Below are 25,930 nucleotides of genomic sequence, written 5' to 3'. Positions count from 1 at the left end.
GGGAATAACAAAGAATAAAAAGGGATATGAACGATCGCTCATATCCCCATTTCATCTCATTTATTTGCCGTAATGATCTTCAAGTTTGGCTTTGTGTTTGCTCTCTTCGATCATTGTAATGAACATTAACAGAACAGCTAATACGCCACCGCCGATCATAACGTAGAAACCGCCGTCCCAACCGTAATATTCAGCCGCCCAGCCGACTACTGCCGATGCGGAAACCGTACCGCCCAAGTAACCGAATAAGCCGGTGAAACCTGCGGAGGTCCCCGCTGCTTTTTTCGGCGCCAATTCAAGTGCGTGCAAGCCGATTAACATAACCGGACCATAAATCAGGAAACCGATCGTCGTCATTAAGATAAAATCCATTAATTGGTACGGGTTTTCATACCAAGCTTTGCCCGCATATTGTGCCAATTCGGCTTCCGGTGTTGCCGGATTTAACCATAATGCCACAACCGCTGCCGTTGTGAGGATCATAAAGATGAAACCGGTTAAACCACGTTTGCCTTTGAATACTTTATCCGAAACCCAACCGCATAGTAAGGTTCCCGGCACGGCCGCCAATTCATAAATCGTATATGCCCAAGCCGTCCCTTTGATATTAAAGTGTTTGACTTCGCCTAAATAAACCGGAGACCATTTCAATACGCCATAACGAATCAAATAAACGAAAACGTTGGCAATGGCGATGTACCACAATAAGCGGTTTTTCAAGACATAGGTAACGAAAATATCTTTGGTTGACAGATTATTTTCGTAAGTTTTTTCATCGTAATCGTCCGGATAATCGTTTTTCCATTTTTCGATTGACGGTAAACCACAAGATTGCGGCGTGTCTTTCATCAATAAATAGATCGGAATTGCCGCAATCATCGCCGCAATACCCGGATAGTAAAGCGCTTGTTGCCATACGTCTTTTGCCGTGGCTTCAACACCATAGTTGCTGAAATAAACGGCACTGGCTAATAAGACCATCGCACCCGGCACCATACCGCCAAGGTTATGTGCCGTATTCCAAATCGACACTATCGTACCGCGCTCACTTTTTGACCACCAATGCACCATCGTTCTACCGCACGGTGGCCACCCCATACCTTGGAACCAACCGTTAAGGAAAATCATGGTGAACATCACGGCAATACCGGAGGTTGCCCACGGCATTAACCCCATCATGGTCATACACAAACCGGACAACAATAAACCGAACGGTAAAAATACTTTCGGATTCGAACGGTCGGAAATTGCCGCCATGAAGAACTTAGACAAACCGTACGCTAAACCGGCACCTGTACCGATAATACCAAGTTCCGCTTTATTGTACATGCCGGCTTCAATCAACCCTTTTTGCGCCAAATCGAAATTGGCACGGACAAAATAGTAAGCCGCATAACCAAAAAAAATCCCTGCAAATACCTGCCAACGTAACCGACGGTAGACGGGATCGATTTTCTCTTTAGGTAGCTCCGCAATAAATGGAGCGGGTTTAAATGGACCAAACATAGAAAACTCCAATCGTTAATATATTAGTAATAATGACATCTTGAGGTGAAAACCACACGCTAATGATAAAACTTTTGTTTATATGAGAAAGCACTATTGTTCAAATTTGTGAGGTTATTCACAAAAAAGTCTGTCAAAAATTTCAAAATCGACAAAATGTGACTTATCTCACAAAATTAATTTCTTTTTCGCTCAAAACGTTGTTTAAAAACGAGTAATAGGGATAAAATAGAGACAAATTTATGTTGTTTTGTTTGTTTTTAGTCTTTGTGGGGGCGTTATGCACATATCACCTCAAATGTACCGCAATGTCGCCGATAATACACCGCTAACAACCGATGTCATCATTATCGGCGGTGGCGCAACAGGCGCCGGTATTGCGCGTGACTGCACCTTACGCGGTATCGATTGTATTTTATTGGAACGTCGGGATATTGCCACGGGGGCGACGGGGCGTAACCATGGCTTACTGCACAGTGGTGCGCGCTATGCGGTTAATGATGCCGAGTCTGCCAAAGAATGTATTGAAGAAAATAAAATCTTACGTCAAATCGCCCGCCATTGTATTGATGAAACGGAAGGGCTGTTCATTACCTTGCCTGAAGATGATCTCAATTATCAGCAGACGTTTCTGAAGGCATGCCATACCGCCGGTATCGAAGCCGTTGCGGTGGAACCTGACTTGGCCCGCCGTATGGAACCGTCGGTGAACCCCGCACTTCTCGGTGCCGTCGTCGTACCGGACGGTTCGGTTGATCCGTTTCGACTCACCGCTTCCAATATGCTGGATGCAACGGAAAATGGCGCCAAAGTGTTTACCTATTGTGAAGTAAAAGGCTTAATCCGTGAAGGCGGAAAAGTGATCGGCGTGAAAGCGTACGATCATAAAAACAAATTCGAACGCCAATTTTTTGCGCCTGTTGTCGTCAATGCCGGCGGTATTTGGGGGCAAGGCATTGCCGAATATGCCGATTTAAACATCCGTATGTTCCCGGCAAAAGGGGCATTGTTGGTGATGGGACACCGTATTAACAAAATGGTCATCAACCGTTGCCGTAAGCCTGCCGATGCCGATATTTTAGTACCGGGCGATACCATTTGCGTGATTGGCACGACCTCAAGCCGCATCCCTTATGATCAAATCGATAACATGGTCGTCACCCCCGAAGAAGTGGATATTCTCTTCCGCGAGGGAGAAAAATTGGCACCGAGTTTACGTCATACCCGCGTACTGCGTGCGTATGCGGGCGTACGCCCGTTAGTGGCGACCGACGATGATCCGTCCGGACGCAACGTCAGCCGCGGCATCGTCCTACTCGATCACCAAGAGCGCGACGGACTGGACGGCTTTATCACCATTACCGGCGGGAAACTCATGACCTACCGTTTAATGGCGGAATGGACGACGGATTTGGTATGTCAAAAATTGCATAAAACCGCCCGTTGCGTCACGGCGGAAAAACCCTTACCGGGTTCTAACGAAAGCCGAACGGAAACCAACAATAAGGTCATTTCACTTCCGAGTACGATCCGCTATTCCGCGATTTACCGTCACGGCTCCCGTGCAACACGCCTACTGGACAGCGAACGTTTGGATCGTTCACTGGTGTGTGAATGTGAAGCCGTCACTGCAGGGGAAGTCCGCTATGCGGTGGACGAACTGAACGTCAACAATCTGGTGGATTTACGTCGTCGTACACGGGTAGGCATGGGAACTTGCCAAGCGGAGCTGTGCGCCTGTCGGGCGGCGGGACTGATGACGCGTTTTAACGTTGCCGCACCGAGTCAATCCATTGTTCAGCTTTCTTCATTTATGGAAGAACGTTGGCGCGGGATTGAGCCGATTGCGTGGGGCGATGCTATTCGCGAAGCCGATTTTACCGCGTGGATCTACTATAGCCTGCTCGGTCTGAATGATGTACCACCGCTTGAAACCCAAGCTCAGCAAGGAACGGATAACAATGAATTTTGACGTAATTATTATCGGCGGCGGTCTTGCAGGTCTCACATGCGGGATTACGCTGCAACAACAAGGCAAACGTTGCGTGATCATCAATAACGGGCAGGCGGCGATTGATTTTTCTTCCGGCTCGATGGATCTGCTCGGGCGTTTAACAAGCGGTAAGATTGTGCAAGAATTTTGCAAATCCTATGCTTCCTTAAAAAGGAGCTTACCGGAACACCCTTACAGTTTACTCGGGAAAAAGAAAGTCCTTGAAAAAGCGCAACAATTCGAACAACTTGCCCGAGCGCTTGATTTAGCGCTCATCGGCTCGGCGGAGAAAAACCATTTACGGGTCACGCCGCTGGGCGGGCTACGTCCGAGTTGGCTTTCGCCGAACAGCGTACCAACGCTCGAACAGGATGCCACCTTTGCATACGACTCCGTCGCGATTTTGGGGATCGAAGGTTTCCATGATTTTCAACCGCAATTATTAGCCGATAATTTAAAACGGCAGGCGCCTTTTGCCGCCTGTACGTTGACGACCGGCTACCTTAACATTCCGCAGCTGGATCAACTGCGGAATAATGCGCGCGAATTTCGCAGCGTGAATATCGCCCAATTATTGGAACATAAATTGGCTTTCCGTGAGTTGGTCAACGAAATTCAACAAGCCGCACAAGGCGCTCAAGCCGTCTTTTTACCGGCATGCTTCGGCTTGGACGATCAACGCTTTTTCAATCAATTAAAAGAAGCGGTCGGCATTGCCCTGTTTGAACTACCGACGCTCCCACCGTCATTATTGGGGATTCGCCAACACAAACAGCTCCGCCAACGTTTTGAACAATTGGGCGGCTTTATGTTAAACGGCGACAGAGCGATAAAAGCGGACATCGAACAACATAAAGTCATGCGGGTTTACACCAATCTGTATCCGGATGATGCCGTGTCCGCCGAACACGTTGTGCTGGCAACCGGCAGTTATTTCAGTAATGGTTTGATTGCCGATTTTGATGAAATTTATGAACCGATTTTTCGAGCAGATATCATCGGTTGCAAAACGTTTGGCAAATCCGACCGCTTGTCGTGGACACAATCCCGCTTTTCACAGTCACAACCTTATCAATCCGCCGGCGTGGCGATCAATGACAAATGCCAAGTCCGCAAAGACGGGCGATTCATTGACAACCTCTACGCTATCGGCAATGTAATCGGCGGTTTTGACAGCTTGGCGCTCGGCTGCGCGTCCGGTGTTGCCGTAGTCACCGCCCTCAGTGTGGCGGAGTACATTTTGCAATCTGAGCAGGAGGGCAAATGAAATGAACAACATTCAACGTTTAATCGAACAAGCGCAACAAAATGTGCTACCGTCCGTCATTCACCAAGGCATCGATGCGTCGTTTGAAAGTTGTATCAAATGTACGGCATGTACGGCGGTTTGCCCGGTGTCCCGTCAGAATCCGCATTATCCCGGACCGAAGCAAGCCGGCCCAGACGGAGAGCGGTTACGCTTAAAAAGCGCCGAACTCTATGATGAAGCCTTGAAATATTGCACCAATTGTAAACGTTGTGAGATCGCCTGCCCGTCGGACGTTAAAATCGGCGACATTATCGTACGCGCCCGAAACCGTCATGTAGATCGTCAACATAAGCCGCTCATGCATAAACTTCGTGATGCGGTACTGAGTAACACCGACATCATGGGCAAGCTCAACACCCCGTTTGCACCGATTGTCAATACGATTACGGGACTCAAAGCGACCCGCTTTTTACTCGAAAAAACCTTAAATGTCAGCCGACACCGCACGCTGCCGAAATATGCTTTCGGCTCTTTCCGCAATTGGTATCTGAAAAAAGCCGCCGAACGCCAAGCGCTTTACCGCAATAAAGTGGCGTATTATCACGGTTGTTATGTCAATTATAATAATCCGCAGCTCGGAAAAGAATTGATTGACGTATTCAACGCCATGGACATCGGCGTAGTATTGTTAGAAAAAGAAAAATGTTGCGGCTTACCGCTGATGGTCAACGGTTTTCCTGAACGGGCAAAACAGCAAGCAACCTTTAATCTGCATCAATTGGAAAAAGCTGTAATTGAGCGGCGCTTGGATGTGGTCGGCACCTCCTCCAGTTGCACCATGAATTTACGTGACGAATATCATCATGTATTAGGCATGGACAATGCGAAAGTTCGTTCAAACGTCAATATTGTCACACGCTATCTCTACAAACTGTTCGAGCAAGGCAACATACCGACGTTTAAACCCATGCCGCTACGCATTGCTTATCATACCGCCTGCCATGTGGAAAAAGCCGGCTGGGCACGTTATACCTTGGCGGTGTTAAAACGGATTCCGGGACTGGAAATCGTCATTTTACCGTCGCAATGTTGCGGTATTGCCGGCACTTATGGTTTTAAATCCGAAAACTATAACACCGCACAGGCAATCGGTAACACATTATTTGAACGCATCAATAACGGCGGATTTGATTACGTTGTCTCCGAATGCGAAACCTGTAAATGGCAAATCGATATGTCAACCAATCTTACTTGCTTACATCCGATTACATTATTAGCAATGTCGATTCAAAAATAGTCAACAAGCGGTGGTTTCCGGTCTGAAATTTGTAAATTTTACAAGGAAACTCACCGCTTGCTCCTTTTATGCTCAAATAACCTACTGTTTTCATCAACTTTTACTTGAAAAACATTAATGCTTTGTAAATATTAACTTGCTAAATATTTCGCCCCTCCCTTATATTTCCCCCAAAATCACGGCATAAATGACAATAATTTGTAATAAATCTGCTGTTTGAGTAGTGTTTTTTTTGATCTAACCTGTTGTTTTAGATGGTGTTGTCATGCTAAATAACCATTTGTTATATGTTATATTACTCAGCATGATTAACGGCTATAAATTCGATTGTATTAGCCTTTGCTAAAGAAGTTTTGTAAATAAATGTAATTTATTTAGCTAAAATTTAGTTGTGAGTAAAGTATTGTTTTTTTTTTGATGAAGCTTAAAATAGGAGCTCCTACCAGTTGGTGGGGTTCACAATTAACAATTTGACGATTTAGTATTTAACTTAACTTGTCCTGAAAATGGACTTCAATGGAGAAAAAAAATGTTTAACTTAACAACTAAAGCTTACATCGCAGTAACAGAAGCTTTCCGTAACTTCAAAAAAGATGAAAAAGGGGTTACGGCTATCGAGTACGGTTTAATCGCCGTGGCTGTAGCGGCAATGATCGTAGTCGTATTCTACAGCAACGATGGATTTATCCAAAAACTACAAGCTAAATTCGGTTCTTTAGCTACAACTATGTCAACAACATCAGTGGCGAAATAATCACATAAACTGCAGACTTCCTTGACGGCTTTCGGGCAAAAAGGGAAGTCTGCCGGAAAAATATAACAAATAAAATGGATATCTCAAAAGCATTTTCCCGATTTTTTAGGGAGCAAAAAGGAATTACCTCATTAGAATACGGTTTAATCGTGGTTGCAATGGGCGTTGCCGTGGTGTTTATCCTTTACGGAGAAAAAGGGATAACTGAGGTAATTAAGGATAAATTTAATGAATTTAGCGATATCATCATCAATGCTATCGTGAGAGTGTAATAATTAATGGACTATATTATTGCTGTTTTATATCTTTCAGTAATTTTATTGCTAATAAGACTTTCATGGACAGATATTCGCTCAAGAATTATTAGCAATAACATTATTATTATTTTATTTTTTATTATTTTGCCACTTGCGTGGTTGACACATGGACAAATCTTTATCTTTTCCGCACTCATGACCTTATGTGCAGGGTTTATTCTCTTTACCTTGGGGGTTATCGGTGCCGGTGATGTCAAACTAGTTTCTGTGCTAATGTTAACCATATCGGCAGAGCAAATTATTCCTTTTTTCTTTTTTACCTCGTTCGCAGGTTTATTGTTAATTATTATCGGCTGGATTTTTTTCAGACAATCCATCCGAAATAACGGATTACCGTACGGTGTTGCCATCAGTATCGGTTTTCTGACGAATTTGGCACTATTTAATTTATAAATAATTGATTGTTATCTTACCTAAGGGCTAAAACATGAACTACAGGGCACTTTTTATTATTTCCATTCTTATCCTTGTTGTTGGTGTGGGAGGACTTTTTTTCCTTCCTTCGCCAAGCGAAGAGACTCCTGCTCAAACGGCGGAAGCGCCGCCTCCTCCACCGCCACCGGTTGAAGAAGTGGAGGAGAAAAAAATCGTTGAAGTATTGGTGACGACGGCAACCGCCAACCGAGATCTTAAAAAAGGGATGTTATTACAGGCTGACGATTATACTCTCTCCCAAGTCAAAGTAGAGGAGACCAGCCCGTTAGTCGAATCCGATCTGAGCGAATTAATAAAAAGCGGAGACAGCGGCACGCTTCAAGGCTTCCTTGTGGCGGAAAACCTGACTTCAGGATCGTTGTTATCTAAAAATAATGTGATTTCACCGAATGATACCCGTTTCTTAATTTCAAGCTTGGATCCGACGCAAGAAGTCGCTTATCGCATTTATATTAAAGAGCCGGAGCAATATATTTTGGACACTTTGCGTCAGGGTGACTCAGTCTCTATCTATAACCAGCAGCGCGATTTGGATCGTAGTGATACGGAAAAAATGAACTTAGTTAAACTCGTCGATAATTTAACCGTATTACAAGTCAAAATTTTTAAAACAAACGACGTTGAAAGCCAAGAAAGCGGCGTGATTCAAAACACGGATTTCTTAGGTTATGTCGCCGTCAAATTAAATGCCGCCAAACTCAAAGAACTTTATTCTTTAGAAAACGGTTCAAAACTGATTGTAATGCCAAGCCATAAAGCCGGACCGACTAATCACCGCGGTGCATTTGTCAGAGAATTAAGAGGTAATAAATAATGTTAACAACAACTACAATGATGAAAAAGCTCACCGGTATCGGGCTATGCGGGCTGATTTTATCCTCAAGTGCATTCGCTGCTACATACAATATGGAGCAAGGACAAAGTAAACGTATTAAAACCAATCAAAAAATCGATACGATTTTTGTGTCATCGCCGAATGTCGCCGATTATGAAATTTTGGACGATAACAGTTTTATGATTTACGCCAAGGCGGAAGGGAAATCCGAAGTGATTGCTTTCGGTGAAGACGGTGCGCCGATTACCGATGATGTCGTTAATGTCAACACGGTAATTAATAATATTTCGGATACGAATAATCAAATTAAGACCCGTTTCCCGGACAGTAATTTGTCCGTGAAAAAAGTCGGTAAAGCTTATGTGATTGAAGGCAATGCAAAATCAGAAGCTGAAAAAGATGATATTAATCGTATCGTCGGCGAGGGATTGGGGAGTTCCAGAAAAGTTATTGAAACGAAGTTAACCCGTGACGGCAAAGAAGAACACATACCGTTTTTGGACAAATATGATTATGAAGGTGTAGTGAACAACGCAAGCGTTGATGGAACAACACTGATTAACGTGAAATTAACCGTTGTTGAAGTGAATAAAAAATTCTCTGATGCTCTCGGCGTAAACTGGAGTAATTTACAAGGTAATTTCTTCAAAAACTTAAGTAACTTAAGTATGTCCGGCACTTTCGGTTCAAGCGGTACCTCATTAGCCTTAATTAATGCCAACAACTTGAACTTGTTTATTAACGCATTAGATGACCAACGAAACGGTAAAATTTTGTCCGAACCGAATATTTCGATGCTTTCCGGTGAAACCGCCGATATTTTAGTCGGTGGTGAGGTGCCGTTCACTCAACGTAACCGAGATGGTGAATTAAGCGTTATTTATAAAGATTTCGGGGTGAAATTAGGCGTAGGTGCCAAACTTCAAAAGAATAACCGTATTCGACTAATCTTGGCTCAAGAAGTCAGTACCATTGCCGGAAACTATTCCGTTGATGATACCGCCATCCCTTACTTCAATACGCGCCGTTCAAAATCGACCTTTGAACTGGCTGACGGTGAAAGCTTTATTTTAGGCGGATTACTCAGTAAAGAGGATTTGGAAGGCATTGCTAAAGTACCGGTGTTAGGTGATGTACCGATTTTAGGCTCATTATTCCGTAACGCATCGTCAACACGCGAAAGTAAAGAATTAGTGATTGTGGCGACGGTAAATTTGGTTAAACCGGTTAACGGCGACGACATTATCTACCCTAACTTTGAAAGAACGGGCACCATGGAACGCTTCTTTAATACGACATCGTTTAAAGACGTATACCATAAAACACTGACAACGAATTTCTTGAAAAATGGAGGATTTATCCAATGAGAAAATTGCTTTCCGTATTCTCGTTACTCTGTGTGTTCTCCGCACCAACTGTTGCCCTAAGCGGTGTTGAATTGGCTGAAAATATCAAACCGGCACAACCGACGAAGAGTGCTTATCTTCCAAGTAAAGAACTGTTGGTAAAACGTTATGTATTGGCAGACAGCACTCCGGTATCGGTATTGGATATCGCTCAAAACGTTACCCGTGAGCTCGGCAGTGATAGCACTAAAAAAGTATATATTATTTGGACGAATAAGGCTTCGGAACAAAGTGCCAAACAAGTTCGAGATGAATTAGTTAAATTAAAAGTCAAGCCGAAAAGTATTCAACTGGAACACAGTAAGATGAAACGTGATACTTATCCGGTCTATGTCGAGGTAAGACATATCGGCGAAAGACGTTTTAACTGTAAAGTAAATACTGCTGAAGATATGATGAGTTTTGACCCGTATAATCCTTGTGCATCTAAAAGCAATTTACATATTCAATTAAAGAATTAAACAATAACAAAAAAGGTTAAGTATATGCTATTACTTGATAAAGACAGCGTTGCAATTGATAGCGTACGTAAAATTATCGTTTTATCCGAACGCGAAGAGCTTAGAATGGAAGTCGCTCAGATGTTGCGTACGCGTGGTTTGGAGAATGTTGAAGTCGTTGATGACAATATCTTCATTACTCATGATATTGCTTTCTCTGAGGAAGAAACTCTAGGCGTTATTGCTGATATTGGTAATGAAACCAATGTTCATGTAATTACTGATTGTATTCATAGCGTTATACCCCAAAACGTATGGTGTTGCGTATTAGGTGAAAGCGACTCGATTTCATTATCTCAGAAATTGTTAGATGAAGGCGTACTTTATTTTAACTCTGACTCACAATTAGGGCAGATGGTTGAGAAAGTACTTTCAGGGGTTAATATTCCTTTAGTTCGTCATACCATTAAGATCAGTATTTTAGGTTGTAAAGGCGGTATCGGTTCGAGTTTAATCAGTTCACATATTGCCAATAATATTGTGACTAATAAAAAAGTTCCGGTGTTATTGGCGCAAGGTTCAAACGGTTCACAAGATCTCGATTTATTATTTGATAAAAAAATACAAAATGATGTTGTGGAATACAATGAATATTTAGGTTTATACAAAGGTCAGCCGGGAAATTTACCTAATGCGGTAACCAATAAATACAATTTTATTATTTATGATCAACCTATCTTTAATGTAAATAAAGAAGATTTTTCTAAATATATCGAGCAAAGCAATAACTTTGTATTGGTGGTAGAACGTCGTATCGGCTCTTTACGTGTTGCCAAACAATTTTTGGATGAATGCGAACGTGTTCGCAGCACAACGGGTAAACCTATCCGTACCTTTATTTGTCTTTCGGACAATAAATTAGAAACCTCAAAATTGATGGTGAAAACGGATATAGAAAATCTGATAAAAACCCAAGTAGATGCGGTTATCCCGTTTTTGAAACATACCGACAGCAATAAGGTTATTTCCATTGATTTGGGCAAGAATGGTCAGGAAGAGATTGAGTCATTATCAATGAAAGTAATCGGTATGGTTTCACGTAATAAAAAATCCAAAAAAAATAATAAAGGTTTTTTTGCCGCACTTTTCGGTAGAAAATAATCAATGGATCCGACAACTTAAAGAATAGTGTATGTTAACGAAAGAACAACAGGCTTTTTTTAGAAGTGAAGTACTAAGCAACCTTGATGTGGAAAAACTTGATCAAATTCAAGATGAAAGAGCCAAACTGGTTGAAGAGCTTATTCAAAATGTCAATAGGATTGCGGCGATTCACAATATCTACATTACATCCGGTGATGCGCTTGTTATGGCTGAAATCATTGCCGATGAAATCGGTGGGTACGGTCCGTTGCGCGAACTCATGGAAGATGACGGTGTTAACGATATTCTAGTGAACGGTCCGGATAATATTTGGGTTGAACGAGCGGGTATTCTGGAAAAAACCAATAAAACGTTTATTAATAACGAACAGCTGACGGATATTGCCAAACGCATGGTTGCCAAAGTAGGGCGCCGTATTGACGACAGCATGCCGTTAGTCGACTCCCGTTTACCGGACGGAAGCCGTTTAAACGTCGTAATTCATCCGATTGCATTGGACGGAACCTCTATTTCAATTCGTAAATTCAGTAAATCTAAAAAATCGCTACAAGAATTGGTTAATTTTGGTTCTATGACGTTGGCAATGGCGAATTTCCTCATCATTGCGGCGCGCTCTCGAGTGAATATTATTGTTTCCGGTGGTACCGGTTCCGGTAAAACCACATTGCTGAATGCGCTGTCGAGCTATATTTCACCGACGGAGCGTGTGCTAACTCTCGAGGATACGGCAGAGTTGCGTTTAGAGCAACCTCACGTAGTTCGTTTAGAAACGCGTTTGGCGGGTGTGGAAAAAACCGGTGAAATCACGATGCAGGATTTGGTTATCAACGCGTTACGTATGCGTCCTGAACGTATTATCGTCGGTGAGTGTCGTGGTGCGGAAGCATTCCAAATGCTACAAGCGATGAATACCGGTCACGACGGATCTATGTCAACACTGCACGCCAATAGTCCGCGTGATGCGACTGCCCGTTTGGAAGCAATGGTTATGATGTCGAATGCCTCTTTACCGCTTGAAGCTATTCGCCGCAATATTTCGTCTGCAGTAAATATTATTATCCAAGCCTCCCGTTTAAATGACGGTTCAAGAAAAGTTATGAATATTACCGAAGTCATGGGGATGGAGAATGGGCAAATTGTGCTTCAAGATATTTTCTCGTATCAGCCAAGTAAATATCGTGATGAGAAAGGGAAAATTATTGGAGAATTTGTCAATCATGGTTTATTAACTCGCTCAGCAGTATATCAAAACGCCCAAGTATTTAATTTAAGTGCTGAATTGCAAAGTATTTTCGGCGAGGTTTAATATGGTCTTATTTTACTATTCGATTCTTGCGTTTGGTATCGCGTTACTTATATATACCATTTTGAAATGGAATAAAACAAGAAGACGCATTCATGCCAAAGAACATAATGATACCAATAAACTCAAAGAAATTTGGGAAAGTATAAAGCAAGATTTGACACTATGGTTATTTTATTTTACAGGCGGAGATAAGAAGAATCTGTTTAAAAGTATTATTATCAGTGTTATTGTCTTCTTGGTTTTATACTATACCAATTTATTCTATATCAAAATAAATACGACATTATTTAGTTTGGGATTCTTAATTATCTTCTTTCTTCTTGTTTGGAAACTCGGGCAATACCGAAACAGAAAAATGTTTGAAGAAAAATTTCCTGAAATTATTCAGGTCATTAACTCGGCGACATCATCCGGTGCTGGTTTATTACAGGCATTGGATCGTTGCGGTAAAGATATTACCGGACAAATGGGGGAAGAGTTCCGAAATATCTATCGTCGCTTATCTATCGGTGAAGATCCGATGTCGGTATTTTTAGACAGTTATACACGTTATCCTTATAAAGAGTTTTACTTTTTTATTACGATTATCCGTACCAACTTAACGAAAGGCGGACAAATGCGGGAAGTGATCTCCCGTCTAGGTCGGGTAATTGCAGACAGTAAAAAAATGGAACAAAAAAAGAAAGCGATGACCTCCGAAGCAAGAATGTCGGCTATGATTGTGGCTTGTTTCCCGATAGGTTTCTTTTTCTTTATGAAATTCACTATGCCGGAAAATTTCGACTACCTGATTAACAACCCAAGCGGGCGAGTTATTTTATTTTATGTTATCGGTAGTGAATTATTAGGGATGTTTATTATTTGGTGGTTAATGAGGAAATCAACATGATTAAAATAGCATTATTTCTTTTAGCCCTCATTGTTTCCGGTGCAATTATCCTTTTTATTGCCTTTTCGTTAAAGAAAAAGTTTGATATCTATCAAGAGATTATTCTTAATCTTAGACCGAAAGAAAAAAGTGATGATGAAATTCCGAGAGGAAAAAGCAAACAACAAATAGAACTTGAATTGTTATTAATTAATAATAATCCGCTCCTGAAATTTTTAGGTACGGTAGATAGAGACGTAAGTATGAAGCTTCTGGTTATTTTTGTACTCTCTCTAATATATTATTTATTTAATATGGATAGCGACGGAACAAGTCTTTTTATCGGCATATTTTTTGTTATTCTTGCCGTTATTCTTATTCCGGGAATACTGACGAACAGTATTTTGGCAAGTAAAATCAAACGCATTATGACCGACTTGTCCGGTTTTATTGATTTAGTCGCCGTAAACGTACAAACCGGTATTACCATTGAAGCGGCGCTTAAACAAGTTGCCATGGATTTCAAAAAATTAAATCCGGATTTGACTTATGTACTTTTACGTATTATCCGTAAAGCGGAAATTACCGGGTTGGCAGCAGCATTACAAGATTTAGCCATTTCGTTACCGACAAAAGAAATCAGAATGTTTTGTACCGTAATGCAGCAGAGCTTAAATTTCGGTTCTTCGATTTATCCGCAGTTGACGCAATTGTCGGCAGATATTCGAGAAATGCAATTATTAGTCATGGAAGAAAAGTTAGGTACATTATCGGCCAAAATGAGTATTCCGTTGATCTTATTTATTATGTTCCCAATTATTATTTTAATTTTAGCACCTGGTGCGATGAGGGTCTTACCAAATGTATTCTAAATTAATTAAAACTACCGTTTTCTGTGGCTTGGTTATTTCATTATCCGCTTGTTCCTCTTTTCCGAATACGACAGGTTCAGCCGAAACGTTTGAGGCAAAAGAGAAACTGTATCAAAGCGTGAAAAACCACAATGCACTCATCTCGCTTTATCGTGATGTATTGAAAAAGAATGATGATCCGAACATTCGCTATAAATTGGCGGAAAGTTATTATCAAGCCGGCGACAGCAACTCATCATTACTCTATTTGCAACCGTTATTGGCAAGACAGGATCAATTAGGTGAGGCGGCAGCTATATTGCAAATCAGAAACCAAATTCAATTGGCAAAATATGATGAAGCAATGAATAACGCGACAGCCTTAATTGCCCGTTCGCCGAGCAATGGAGAAGCGTACAACCTGAGAGGCATTATTTTTGCGCAAAACGGTAAATTACAAGATGCCTTTAGCGATATTAACAAAGCGCGCGAATTATTTATTTCTGATCTTGTTGCCATCAATAATTTAGCGATGTTGAGCATTATTAACGGTGATTATCGTAATGCATCCGAATTATTGTTGCCGCAATATTTGAATGGTTCAAAAGATCGCCGTTTAATTCATAACTTAGTATTCGCCTTGGTTAAAAGCGGCGATACGGATTATGCCTTGGATATTATCCGTAAAGAAAAACTCAATACCAGTCCGGAAGATTTAATCAACGCATTGAAGAAAACGGAAAGAATGCCGAGTATTCATTATTAATAGTGTATGTTTATGAAAAAAATGATTAATCGTTTTATAAAAGATCATAAAGGCGTAGCTGCTGTTGAATTTGGCCTCACCATTGGATTCTTTTTGATGGTGTTGTTTATGATCTTTGAATTGGCAAGGATATCGATTACTTCGGCTTACTGGGATGCTGCGGTAATGCGCAGCATTATCGTAACTAAGAACCAAGAAGCGGAGAACGGTGATTATGTGGCATTATTTAAAAAAACCTTAACGGAACAGTTAGACAATAAAAACCAGTCTACTATGGCTTGGTTGTTTGTGGCCGCCGGAGAACCCAAAGTCGATGTGAAATATGCCGAGACTATTGACGATCTGATCAAGGAGAATTTCAAACAACCCGAGAAAGATCAAGACGGAAAAGCAATACCGATTAATGCGAAAGGGATAGCTATTGCCCGTTACCAATTAGGGTTTGAATATCAGTTTCCGGTAAAACTGCCTTTTTTACCTCAAAATATATTAAGTCATTTATTCAACAGAGAATTTGTCATCGTACAGGAACAAGAATATGGTAGAGAAAAAGCACAAAATAGTGTCGTTCATTAAAAAGAAGACCGGTTCTGTTTCGGTTGATGCGGTACTGATGATTTTTGTCTTAGGGCTAATGTTTGCTTTCACGGCAGATTTGGTTTTGGTTCGTTCGACCATGGGAAAATTGGATAACGCCTCTTATTCACTGGTGAGTTTATTACGTGAGCGGGCAGTACTGTATACAGAGGAAGGAGAAGAAAAAGATCCTAAAGTTACTCATGAAGATCTAAAAAATATGGAGTCCTTAGCGAAAAAATTCGTTTTCGGTGATAAAGACAGTGAAGAAAAGATCTATGTTGTATTGGAATATTGGAGTACAAAGGAACCGAATAATACCGTCGCAACGGATAGTGCTAAGTGTCAACCATACAAAAAGTTAAGTGATTCGGCGGATTTGTCACCGGTATCCGAAAAAGTGGGAGAGCGGAGAATTCCACTCTACCAAGTCACCCTTTGTATGGAAATAAGCAGCTTTTTTAAATCCTTCTTTTTAAAAGAAGAGAGTGAAATGAATACATTGGTTCGCTCTTCATCATTTGCCGTTTCTCGGTAATATATTTATAAGGTAACACTAGTTATGAAAAATAGATTTCAGGTCGTTTCCGCTCTAACAAAAGAAATGCGCCGCTTCTACAAAAACGAACAGGGCGTCTACTATATGATGATGATGTTGCTGTCTATGCCGTTATTAGGCTTGATGGCATTCGCCGTTGACGGCTCCGGTATGTTATTGGATAAAGCTCGCCTAATGCAAGCAACGGAACAGGCGGCATTGGCATTAGTGGCGGAAAATAATGCGTCGAGAAAAAATAAAGAACATAAAGAAATAGCAAGACAAAAAAATAAAGGCAAATTAACCGAAGATGAAACCGAACAATTCGGTGAAGATACCTTCTCCGCAATGCAAAATCGACGGAATCAAGAACTGTTGAAAGGCATCGTTGGGCTCTATCTCCCTCAAGCCAAGTTAGATAAAGATTTTAGTTATCAATGCGGCGAGGAGAAAATATATCATGATGGAAACGGAGAAAAAATAAATATTGCCGTAAAAACAGTGGTTGCTTGTCAGGTTTCGGGGAATATTTCGCGAAGCTCGTGGCTGTATAATGAAAATCTTAACGGCTTAACTTTTGAAAAAGAAACGAGCATACATTCCGGAGATGTATTTGTGCAAAAAGAACGGAATGCCGTAATTCCGATTGATTTGGTTATGGTGTTAGATTTTTCGACATCTATGTTGGATAATATCGCTGGAGATAATACAAAAGGAAATTGGAAAAATAACGGTCGTGAGCCTGATCCCGATAAAAGACGTGCACATATTTTAAGAGATACGGTATCTGAAATTACCAATATTCTTTTACCTACTAAGCAAACTGAAAATACGAGTCCATTTAATCGTATTGGTTTTGTTACTTTTTCAACTTATGCTCAAGAACGAGGAATCCCTAAGCGAGTTTTTCCTTTTATAGGGAAAAGAAATATATCTAAGGATATCTACCTAAGAGAGGAAGTTTATGATTATGCGAAAGGTAAATATGTCCCTTTTGGTGAGATATATAATAAAGAGCATGGTCTCGAAAGCTATAACACTGATGATTGCCATGGTTACTATGTTATATATAACGATTATCGCGTTAGGGAGTGTCGTGCTAGCATTGATTTAGATAAGGTAATGAAAAGAGCCTTATATTTAGGTGACCGAGATACGATTAGTCGGATTTTTAATGATTATGTTGATATGGAAAAAACCATATCACAAATTAATGAATTTGATGGAAAACCAAGAAATTATGAATTAGTCTACGATGAAGATAATAACATTGAGATTACACCTTATTTAATTGGAAAAAAAGGCGATATGGAATCGTATTCTGGTAAACCGCCGGGGCTAACAACATCGGAAGAGTGGTTTACAGTAAACAACAGAAATGTTGTAGAAACACTGGAAAAAACAGAATTGTGGGGGGCAACAAATATTTCTTCAGGGTTAATAGTTGGTGCAAATTATCTAATGGATAAAAATAAGGTAACGGCAAAAGAGATTGGAAGTAATACCCAACGGATTATGTTGATGTTATCGGATGGTGAAGATAATACCCCAACGGCTGATTTTATAGAGAATTTATTAAACCGCGGAGTTTGTGACAGAATCAGACAACAGGCAAATAAACTTCAAGATAAAGATTTTAAAGAGTTGCCAACTAAGCTTGCTTTCGTCGCCTTCGGCTATAACCCGCCTGCTAACTTAGCGGCAGCATGGAAAAAATGTGTTGGTGATAAAAATTATTATATCGTTAATAATAAAGAAGCCTTATTGGAAGCATTCAAACAAATTATCAGTATAGATGAAGAAGTCGGACGTGCAACCTCTAAAAAACCGTCTTTCTTAAAATAAACAGAGATCCGTATTGAAAGAGTCACCGAGTGACTTACTTATGCTTAACCCTGCACGCATTAGCGTGCAGTTTTTTTATGAGTAAAGGGGCAACTCTTTCATTTAGTAGGCTCGGGACTTGCCGCTATTTCAACCGGATAAAGAACGTACCTTCAGGTTTGATCGGCAAATATTGTTGATAGAAATCGTCATAGGTTTTCTGCGGATCGATATCGCTAAACAGTGTCGGATAAAGGGCTTTCGCCATAAATTGCGCACTGGCTAAATCGATTAACGAACGTGATGCGGTATGATACAAACCATAGACTCTGCCTTCTTTGACGGCGGGTAATGCCGACCAACCGACACGTTGAGTGAAGCCTTTCAAGCGTTTTTGCGCATCCGCTTCGGTAATATCAATCCCCATCGACATAATTTCCGGATTGGTTGTGTTTTCCATTTCCGTGCCGGAAATCATAATGACCTCAGGTTTCGATGCAAGTACTTGCTCAGGGTTAATCGGACCCCAATTTTCCACAAAAGGCGCGCTAATGTTATCGCCGCCGACGGTATTAGCGATCGCTCCCCACATATTATTGCCAAAGGTGAAGCTGTGCTCACTCGGTCCTTTATTGCCGAATTCGATGTAAATTTTCGGTTTCGGTAAATTCGCCGCTTTCACACGGCGCTGAATTTCTGCAATGCCTTTGGCGTATTCCTCGGCAATCTTATTCGCACGCGCTTCCGTTCCGGTAAGCTGTCCGAAAATACGGGCACTTTGCGTATGTTTTTCGACCGTTTGCGCATTAAAATCGACGACCACAATCGGAATGCCCGCTTGCTCAAGGCGCGGAATTTCACCGGCTATCGTTTGATATTGCCAATCGGCTAAGACAATCACGTCCGGTTTTAAGGCAAGGACTTTTTCAGTAGAAAAGGTACCGGTATTGATGTTACCGATATCGGCCATCTCTTTTAAATTCGGTAATTTCTCCGCAAACAACGCCCAGCTGCCCGGGTTGAATTTTTCCCAAAATTCGCGTGAAATACCGACAACATGTTTAAAATTTTCCGCCCCCGTGACGGCAATATAGTCCGGGTAATAGAAAGATAAAATAACCCGTTTTGCCGGGACATCAACCTTGACTTCTCGTCCCCGCACATCTTTAATCGTGGTGATTTCCGCATGCGTCAATGCAGAGAAGGAGAGAAAGGCTATAGTGAACAGATTGCGAAGAAAGGTTTTTTTCATAAATGGCTCCTAGAGTGGATTAAGGATGAATATCGGACTGAAGAACCGTCGTCAACCAAGACAGCAGCACTTGATAGAAACGGGTCTGTGTATTGATTGTTACCGCTTTTTCGCTGAGTCGGGGCAGCCAGTTGAGTAACCGCTCAGTGATAAAGGCATGTCGGTGTACGGATTCTTGTTCAATCAAATGAATCAATAGCGCTAAATGCATGCAAAGATGATCACTCGGTTCGTTTTTTGTCCGGTTAAGGGTTAAGGCGGATTGTTCGAGTAGTGTGTCTATGGCGTTGAGCTGGTGTGTCAATTCGGCATCATTCAGATACGCCGAGGCATAAGGCAGGGCGCTATTTTGCCCGTCCAGTAAAAACAGTTGGGTGTAATCGGCGGCAAGCTCTAAATGTGGGACGTCAAGCCGCTGACAAGCGGTCAGTTCGAGTCGGAATTTTGCAACCTGATCGGCAAAACCCAATTCGGTCATAAATGCAAAAAACGACTCAAATCTCCCCGCTTGTAAGGCTTGCAGTTGCTCGTCCGAGAGTTCCCGTTCGAGCAGGTAATTGAACCAGCGGTAAATAAAACTGCGTTCTTGTGCGCTTAACTCCATCAGAGATTTACCTCAATCGGACCGTTGAAGCCGTTGACCGACGGGGCGACGCCGATAAATTTTTCCACATTCACTAAACACGTATTGGCGCATACCGCTTGAGCAAGGCGGGATGTGCCGATATCAAGGGTGACGTTATTCGGATCACCGTAGCTATCCAACGATCCTACTTTTTCATCAACGGGCGAATACCATGCGCCTTCCTGTAAGCGTACCACACCTGTCGGAAAATTATCGGACAGCACGGCACCGGCAAGGGTTTGCCCGCGATCGTTATACACTCGTACAAGATCTCCGTCTTGAATACCTAACCGTTTGGCATCGTCAGGGTTCATATAAAGCGGCTCCCGCCCTTGTACGGCATAGGTTTCCCGTAGTGATTTCGACTCACACAGTTGTGAATGCAAGCGTTTGTCCGGGTGAACCGATTGCAACCAAAAAGCGAATTTGTCCGATTTCGGTCCGCCGTGAGAACGTTCCGCTTTTTCAAACCACATCGGATGTCCTTTGCAGTCGTCGTAACCGAAGCTGGCAATTTTATTGCTGAAAATTTCAATAAAGCCGGACGGTGTACCAAGGGCGTGCAGTTCGGGATCTTCACGGAAATCGGCGTGGCGAACCCAAGGTTTGCCTTCTGGGAATAACACATAGCCTTTTTTCCAAAACTCATCAAACTCAGGCATCTCAAATTTTTTGGCTTTATTTTCCCGACGGCAGTCATTGTAGAGTTTTTCCACCCATTGCATTTCATTCATACCACGACAGTATTCTTGCTCTTTACCGAAACGTTGGCAAAGCCCTTTGAAGATCTCAAAATCAGAACGGGATTCATATAGCGGTTCGATCAATTTGTGCATTGCAATCACGCCACGGTTACTGTAAGAACCATAGGCATCAATATCATTACGCTCAAACGGTGTACAGGCGGGTAACACGATATCCGAGAAGCGGCAGGTTGCCGTCCAGCTGTAGTTGATCGAGACAATAGTGTCCAATTTTTGAAACGCCAGCTTCATTTTATTGCGCTCCGATTGGCGATGCCATTGATTACACCCTGAGAATACCGCCATTTTATACGGTGCATACACTACTTTTTTCCCATTAAAATCAATGGTCTCTCCGGCATACAATAAAGAATCGGTAGCTCGTGCGACAGGGATCACCGCACTATAGCCTTGATAATCGTTGTTATCGTATTTCGGCTTTTGTTTTTCATCAAGATTTGATGGGAACGCCCCCGGCATTGCCGCACCGGACTCGGGTACACCGATGGAACTGTAATGATGGGCGTAACTTATCCCGCCGCCGGCCAAGCCGATTTGTCCCAACATGGCGGCAAGTACCGCACCCAACCAGTAAGGTTGCTCGCCGTGTTGTTGGCGTTGGATAGACCAGCCGAAAATCAACTGAGTGCGTTTACCCGCCAGCATGCGGCTGAATTCACGGATCTGCTCTGCGGAAATACCGCAAATTTGTTCTGCCCATTCCGGCGTTTTCGCCACCTTATCTTCCGTTTCACCTAACAAATAAGGGACGAATTTTTCAAAGCCGACAGTGTACATCTCGATAAACGCTTTATCGTACAGATTTTCCGTATAAAGCGTATGGGCAATCGCTAACATAAACGGCACGTCGGTTTGCGGGTGAATATAAAGTTGTTTACAGCCTAAGTAGTTTTGCGTTTTGCTTTTAACGGGATCAATCGAGATGACGTTAATAGCGTTCTCCGCAACTTTTTGTTTCAGTTGTTCAAGGTAGGTGTAAGCCTCGTGGGTTTCACAGTTCCAACCGACTTGTAAATTTTTAACGGGATCACTTGCCCAAAAAATGAGGTTTTGACTCTCTTTTAAAATAATCTCCCACGACGTACCTTGCGAATAAACCTCCGTCGAGCCTAACACATAAGGCAGAATCGTTTGTCCCGCCCCCGTTGAGTAGTCGCCTGCGGTGCTGACGCTGTTGCCGTGCATGCCAATCGCCCGAATCATATGGTTGCCGCAGCTGTGGAATTGTCCCGTCGAGCGCCAACCGACATTTGCCGTGTGCAACGCCCAAGGCCCGAATTCGGTTTGGATCCGCTCCAACTCTTCATAGAACAGATCTAACGCCTGATCCCAGCTGACCCGAACAAAGCGGTTATCTCCCCGTTGGGTTTTATCACTGTTATGGCGTTTTTTTAACCAATCCAAACGCACCATCGGATAACGAATACGCGATTCGCCGTAAATCAGCCCTTTAATGCCATGAATCATGTCGGTGGGGTATTTATCGTATTCGAACGGTTTAATCTCGGTGACTCGTCCGTTGATGACCTTGGCGCGAATCGCCCCCCAGTGCGAGCCGGTGATTTTCCATTCACTTTCTCCTGCTTCGGCAAGCGCCTTGCGGGGGACTAAAAAATCCGGTACCGCCATTGCACCTGCCATCACCGAAAGCTGTTTTAAAAATTGACGACGTGAGTGTTGCATAATTGATCCTTATTTGTCTTGTGAAGCGTCGGACGCGTGTAATTGCAAATAGCGCAGTACTTTTTTACCGGTTTCTTCGTCCATATCGGTAAAGCCGACCATACCGTTAAACACGGCAATCCATTCGTTGGCATCGTGCATTTTGGTGTCACGCTGTTTATGACAGACGCTGCACTCGGTTTTGTAGGTACTTTCCGTTTCCGCCCAAAAATCATTTAGTTCACTGACAAGCGGTGCTTTTTTTATCCAAGTTTGCAATTTGACTTGTTGCCATTCCAATCCCGTTAAAGGGTCTTCTTTGCTGCCGAGAACCTCAATGTCGGGATGGCTTTGCATAAAGGTTTTGGTGAGTACGACATCGGTAATTTGTTTGGCAAATTGGTTGTACCAAATGCGTTTAAAGCCTTTGTTTTTACGCCATGCGGTAATTTCAATCCGATCGGCGTGATCGCCGGTTTGAATCAACTTGACGGGCACACCCGCTTCAAGATAGCCGATGTTGTCGGTTAATTGTTGGTCGAGAAAGAGATCCGTCCGTTCCGAGGTGAATTGTATTGCGGTGTGCGCAAATACCGTCGGTAAGGCGCATAGTGATATAAAAACACCAAAAAGCGGTTTAAACATAGTCTGTTCCTTATAAAACGGGAGAGTGTCGAATGACATGGGGTTATCACTAAGAGATAGGAATTATTCTTATTTATGTCAGGTGCGTCAAGGAGATTCATGCAAAAACGATCGGGCGGAAAGGAAGAACCCGGCTCAAAACGCCATGCGTTTTTTGCAAAATTCTTGTAGAATCGTACCGCTTGTATAATGTTGCGGTGATAAACAATGTCAAAAACGGATAATACGGAAAGAGAATTACAGGAAGCGGAAGTGGCGGAAACCGATGAAAATCAACCTCGTCGGACATCGTTTAAAACTTATCTGTTTCATACTTCGTTAAAATTACTCTTATTAGGGATATGTTGTATCGGTATTTACGGTATTTATCTTGACGGTAAGATTCGCGCCAAAATGGACGGGCAAGTTTGGCAGCTTCCGGCGGAAGTGTATAGCCGTATCGAGAGCATTCGGGTCGATGACAATCTCAATCTCGAACAAGTGAAATTGGCGTTATTGGATAACGGTTATCGACAAGTCTCGTTGATTGCGACACCGGGGGATTTTAAGATCGAAGGGGATAACTTGGTGTTGTTGCGGCGCGCGTTCCAATTTCCCGAAACACCCGAAGCCCAACGTGTACTGCGCCTGCGTTTTGTGAATGACAAATTGGCGCGCATTGAAGATTTGGTGCAGTTTAAAGAAATCGCCGAATTCCGTCTTGACCCGAAATTAATCGCGATGTTGCATTCCGGTAATGACGAAGAGCGCCAGGCGTTGCGTTTACAAGAGTATCCGCGTTTATTGATTGAAGCGTTATTGCTCACCGAAGATAAACGTTTTTATCAGCATGACGGGATTAGTCCTTTAGGCATTGCCCGTGCATTTATTACGAATTATCAGGCGGGCAGAACCGTACAGGGCGGCAGTACGCTGACACAGCAGTTGGTCAAAAACCTGTTTTTAACCAATGAGAAATCTTTCACCCGTAAGATTAACGAAGCGCTGATGTCGTTGATCTTGGATTTTCGCTACGATAAAAACCGCATTTTAGAAACCTACCTGAACGAAATTTATCTCGGACAAAACGGCAGCTACCAAATTCACGGTTTTGCCTTGGCAAGCCAATTCTATTTCGGTCGTCCCGTACAAGAAATCAGCTTAAACCAAATCGCCTTGTTGGTCGGTATGGTAAAAGGACCGTCTTTATATAACCCTTGGAAAAACCCCGAAGGTGCATTAGAGCGCCGCAACATCGTATTGCGCATTTTGTTAGAGCACCAAGCGATCAATCAAGAGCTGTATGAGTTACTCAGCCAACAACCGCTCGGCATTAAAGAACGTGGTGATGTGTATCGTCAACAACCGGCGTTTATGCATGCACTGAATGTGGATTTGAAAAATGAATTGGGTGAAAGTCGGGCGGCGAACCTTTCCGGAGCGAAAATTTTCACCACTCTTGATCGTAAACAGCAGCGTTCCGCCGAACTGGCGGTGATCAATGGGGTTGCCGAATTAGAAAATAACAATAAGCGGATTAAAGATTTGCAATCGGCAATTGTGGTGGCGGAATATACCACGGGGAAAGTGCGAGCCATCGTCGGCGGCGTACAAACCCAGTACGCCGGGTTTAACCGTGCACTGCAGACCAAACGACAAATCGGTTCCTTGGTGAAGCCGTCGATTTATGCGATTGCGCTTTCAGAGCCGAGTTTGTTCCGTTTGAATACCCCGATTAACAACCAGCCGATTACTATTACCGTCAAAGGCAGTCCGCCGTGGTCGCCGCGTAACTATGATCGCAAATTCAGCGGATCCGTGATGTTGATGGATGCATTGGTTCGTTCGTTGAATATTCCGACGGTTAATATCGGAATGAAAGTCGGGTTAAAGACGGTGATCGCCAAGCAAAAAGAAATGGGCTGGGATGATGTGGAAATTCCGCCGTATCCGGCAACGTTGCTTGGCTCGTATTCCATCTCGCCTTATGATGTGACCAAATCCTATCAGGTGATTGCCAACAGCGGCTATAAGAAGCCGCTAACCACGATCGAAGCGATTGTCTCGCCGACGGGAGAAATGATTTATCAACCAAATTCGGTGAACAGTAAGCAAGTATTGCCACCGGAAGCGGCTATTCAAACGCTCTATGCGATGCAACAAGTGGTCGAACGCGGTACGGCTCGGAGCTTGCAACAAGATTTTTCCGCCTTACGCTTGGCGGGGAAAACCGGAACGACCAATAATGCACGCGATACGTGGTTTGTCGGTATTGACGGGGAAAATGTGACCACAGTTTGGCTGGGCAAGGACAACAACACCGACACCTATTTAACCGGCTCAAGCGGTGCTCTGCAAGTGTATAAAGAGTACTTAAAACGGGCATTGCCGATGCCGTTTAAATTGCCGACATCCACTAACATTCAATGGGTCGGTATTAACAGTTACGGTTCGTGGGATTGTGCAAGCAATCGGCAAATTCCGGTATGGAAAGACAAAGGACAACGTTATTGTGCGGGCGGCACGACCGTTGTCGAAGCCAAACCGAGCGTTTGGGATGCGCTCTCCTTAGGCAAAGAAAGCAACACGACACAACCGACCAAAGCGGAGGAAGCCGAAGGGCTGGCTCCGATAGAAGAAGTCGCACCGACAGAATAACGCCGCGGACAAGCGGTCGGTTCATTACGATTTTTTGCAAATCGTTTTATCATGCCGTGTATTCATATCAGACAGGGCGTATGACTACGCTCTGTTTTTCACTTTTCTTTTTTCTTTGTCATCTGATAAATCCCATTCTTTACAAAAACACAGCGTACAACTGTTCACTTTCTATGGATTTTTATAGTGCAAAGCTTTATATTGCCGACAAATTTTTAGC

At 42.8% G+C, this 25,930-nt stretch carries 23 protein-coding genes; 18 read left to right on the top strand and 5 right to left on the bottom strand.

Features of this window, described 5'->3' with window-relative positions; all coding sequences use genetic code 11:
- Positions 1 to 60 precede the first annotated feature (60 nt).
- Positions 61 to 1,506: a glycerol-3-phosphate transporter gene (gene glpT / locus ACEYKX_RS11045; RefSeq protein WP_373766704.1), complete on the bottom strand. Its 1,446-nt coding sequence runs from the start codon at positions 1,504 to 1,506 to the stop codon at positions 61 to 63.
- A gap of 280 nt (positions 1,507 to 1,786) precedes the next feature.
- Between glpT and glpA the strand changes: the two genes are divergently transcribed.
- The 17 genes from glpA to ACEYKX_RS10960 all read left to right on the top strand — a co-directional run bounded on the left by glpA (position 1,787) and on the right by ACEYKX_RS10960 (position 18,146).
- Positions 1,787 to 3,478: an anaerobic glycerol-3-phosphate dehydrogenase subunit A gene (gene glpA, locus ACEYKX_RS11040; RefSeq protein WP_373766705.1), complete on the top strand. Its 1,692-nt coding sequence runs from the start codon at positions 1,787 to 1,789 to the stop codon at positions 3,476 to 3,478.
- Positions 3,468 to 4,766 carry a glycerol-3-phosphate dehydrogenase subunit GlpB gene (gene glpB / locus ACEYKX_RS11035; RefSeq protein ID WP_373766706.1) on the top strand — a complete coding sequence of 433 codons (1,299 nt, stop codon included), beginning with the start codon at positions 3,468 to 3,470 and terminating at the stop codon, positions 4,764 to 4,766. Before glpA ends, glpB begins: the two co-directional genes overlap by 11 nt.
- 1 nt (position 4,767) lies before the next feature.
- On the top strand, positions 4,768 to 6,045 hold the full coding sequence (gene glpC / locus ACEYKX_RS11030; protein WP_373766707.1) for an anaerobic glycerol-3-phosphate dehydrogenase subunit GlpC: 1,278 nt from the start codon (positions 4,768 to 4,770) through the stop codon (positions 6,043 to 6,045).
- 529 nt (positions 6,046 to 6,574) lie between these two features.
- Positions 6,575 to 6,799 (top strand): Flp family type IVb pilin, encoded by a 225-nt coding sequence (locus ACEYKX_RS11025; RefSeq protein ID WP_373766708.1) that lies wholly within the window; start codon positions 6,575 to 6,577, stop codon positions 6,797 to 6,799.
- Positions 6,800 to 6,873: 74 nt separating this feature from the next.
- Positions 6,874 to 7,071 (top strand): Flp family type IVb pilin, encoded by a 198-nt coding sequence (locus ACEYKX_RS11020; protein ID WP_373766709.1) that lies wholly within the window; start codon positions 6,874 to 6,876, stop codon positions 7,069 to 7,071.
- A gap of 6 nt (positions 7,072 to 7,077) precedes the next feature.
- Entirely contained in the window at positions 7,078 to 7,509 is a 432-nt protein-coding gene (locus ACEYKX_RS11015) for a prepilin peptidase (RefSeq protein ID WP_373766710.1), read from the top strand.
- A gap of 34 nt (positions 7,510 to 7,543) precedes the next feature.
- Positions 7,544 to 8,365 carry an SAF domain-containing protein gene (locus ACEYKX_RS11010; RefSeq protein WP_373766711.1) on the top strand — a complete coding sequence of 274 codons (822 nt, stop codon included), beginning with the start codon at positions 7,544 to 7,546 and terminating at the stop codon, positions 8,363 to 8,365.
- A 92-nt stretch (positions 8,366 to 8,457) separates the two neighbouring features.
- The gene (locus ACEYKX_RS11005; RefSeq protein WP_373766746.1) at positions 8,458 to 9,753 is read left to right on the top strand and encodes a type II and III secretion system protein family protein; all 1,296 of its coding nucleotides are present in this window, start codon (positions 8,458 to 8,460) and stop codon (positions 9,751 to 9,753) included.
- Complete coding sequence (locus tag ACEYKX_RS11000) at positions 9,750 to 10,253, top strand: protein RcpB (protein ID WP_373766712.1); 504 nt, start codon at positions 9,750 to 9,752, stop codon at positions 10,251 to 10,253. The genes ACEYKX_RS11005 and ACEYKX_RS11000 overlap by 4 nt, the downstream gene beginning before the upstream one ends.
- A gap of 24 nt (positions 10,254 to 10,277) precedes the next feature.
- Entirely contained in the window at positions 10,278 to 11,393 is a 1,116-nt protein-coding gene (locus tag ACEYKX_RS10995; protein ID WP_373766713.1) for a pilus assembly protein, read from the top strand.
- Positions 11,394 to 11,424: 31 nt separating this feature from the next.
- Positions 11,425 to 12,702 carry a CpaF family protein gene (locus ACEYKX_RS10990; RefSeq protein ID WP_373766714.1) on the top strand — a complete coding sequence of 426 codons (1,278 nt, stop codon included), beginning with the start codon at positions 11,425 to 11,427 and terminating at the stop codon, positions 12,700 to 12,702.
- Position 12,703: 1 nt separating this feature from the next.
- The gene (locus ACEYKX_RS10985; protein ID WP_373766715.1) at positions 12,704 to 13,591 is read left to right on the top strand and encodes a type II secretion system F family protein; all 888 of its coding nucleotides are present in this window, start codon (positions 12,704 to 12,706) and stop codon (positions 13,589 to 13,591) included.
- Positions 13,588 to 14,442 (top strand): type II secretion system F family protein, encoded by an 855-nt coding sequence (locus ACEYKX_RS10980; RefSeq protein ID WP_373766716.1) that lies wholly within the window; start codon positions 13,588 to 13,590, stop codon positions 14,440 to 14,442. The genes ACEYKX_RS10985 and ACEYKX_RS10980 overlap by 4 nt, the downstream gene beginning before the upstream one ends.
- Entirely contained in the window at positions 14,432 to 15,187 is a 756-nt protein-coding gene (locus tag ACEYKX_RS10975) for a tetratricopeptide repeat protein (RefSeq protein ID WP_373766717.1), read from the top strand. The genes ACEYKX_RS10980 and ACEYKX_RS10975 overlap by 11 nt, the downstream gene beginning before the upstream one ends.
- 12 nt (positions 15,188 to 15,199) lie before the next feature.
- Complete coding sequence (locus tag ACEYKX_RS10970) at positions 15,200 to 15,763, top strand: TadE/TadG family type IV pilus assembly protein (RefSeq protein WP_373766718.1); 564 nt, start codon at positions 15,200 to 15,202, stop codon at positions 15,761 to 15,763.
- Entirely contained in the window at positions 15,750 to 16,301 is a 552-nt protein-coding gene (gene tadF, locus ACEYKX_RS10965) for a tight adherence pilus pseudopilin TadF (RefSeq protein WP_373780729.1), read from the top strand. Before ACEYKX_RS10970 ends, tadF begins: the two co-directional genes overlap by 14 nt.
- 24 nt (positions 16,302 to 16,325) lie before the next feature.
- Positions 16,326 to 18,146, top strand: coding sequence for a pilus assembly protein TadG-related protein (locus ACEYKX_RS10960; RefSeq protein ID WP_373766720.1), 1,821 nt, complete (start codon positions 16,326 to 16,328; stop codon positions 18,144 to 18,146).
- A gap of 124 nt (positions 18,147 to 18,270) precedes the next feature.
- On the opposite strand, the gene ACEYKX_RS10955 is transcribed toward ACEYKX_RS10960, so the two are convergent.
- The 4 genes from ACEYKX_RS10955 to ACEYKX_RS10940 are packed head-to-tail and all read right to left on the bottom strand — an operon-like array spanning position 18,271 to position 23,073.
- Positions 18,271 to 19,377, bottom strand: coding sequence for an ABC transporter substrate-binding protein (locus ACEYKX_RS10955; RefSeq protein ID WP_373766721.1), 1,107 nt, complete (start codon positions 19,375 to 19,377; stop codon positions 18,271 to 18,273).
- A 19-nt stretch (positions 19,378 to 19,396) separates the two neighbouring features.
- Positions 19,397 to 19,981 carry a molecular chaperone TorD gene (gene torD / locus ACEYKX_RS10950; RefSeq protein WP_373766722.1) on the bottom strand — a complete coding sequence of 195 codons (585 nt, stop codon included), beginning with the start codon at positions 19,979 to 19,981 and terminating at the stop codon, positions 19,397 to 19,399.
- A complete protein-coding gene (torA, locus tag ACEYKX_RS10945) occupies positions 19,981 to 22,449 on the bottom strand; it encodes a trimethylamine-N-oxide reductase TorA (RefSeq protein WP_373766723.1) in 2,469 nt (822 codons plus the stop codon). Before torA ends, torD begins: the two co-directional genes overlap by 1 nt.
- A gap of 9 nt (positions 22,450 to 22,458) precedes the next feature.
- Positions 22,459 to 23,073 carry a pentahemic C cytochrome gene (locus ACEYKX_RS10940; RefSeq protein WP_373766724.1) on the bottom strand — a complete coding sequence of 205 codons (615 nt, stop codon included), beginning with the start codon at positions 23,071 to 23,073 and terminating at the stop codon, positions 22,459 to 22,461.
- A 207-nt stretch (positions 23,074 to 23,280) separates the two neighbouring features.
- Here ACEYKX_RS10940 and mrcB point away from each other — a divergent pair, with 207 nt between their 5' ends.
- Positions 23,281 to 25,710, top strand: a complete 2,430-nt coding sequence (gene mrcB / locus ACEYKX_RS10935) for a penicillin-binding protein 1B (RefSeq protein WP_373766725.1) — start codon at positions 23,281 to 23,283, stop codon at positions 25,708 to 25,710.
- Positions 25,711 to 25,930: the final 220 nt, after the last annotated feature.

This window comes from Glaesserella sp., assembly GCF_041817755.1.
Taxonomy (GTDB): Bacteria; Pseudomonadota; Gammaproteobacteria; order Enterobacterales; family Pasteurellaceae; genus Glaesserella.
The sequence above is the reverse complement of the archived record's forward strand: the minus strand, read 5'-3'. Positions and strand labels throughout refer to the sequence as shown.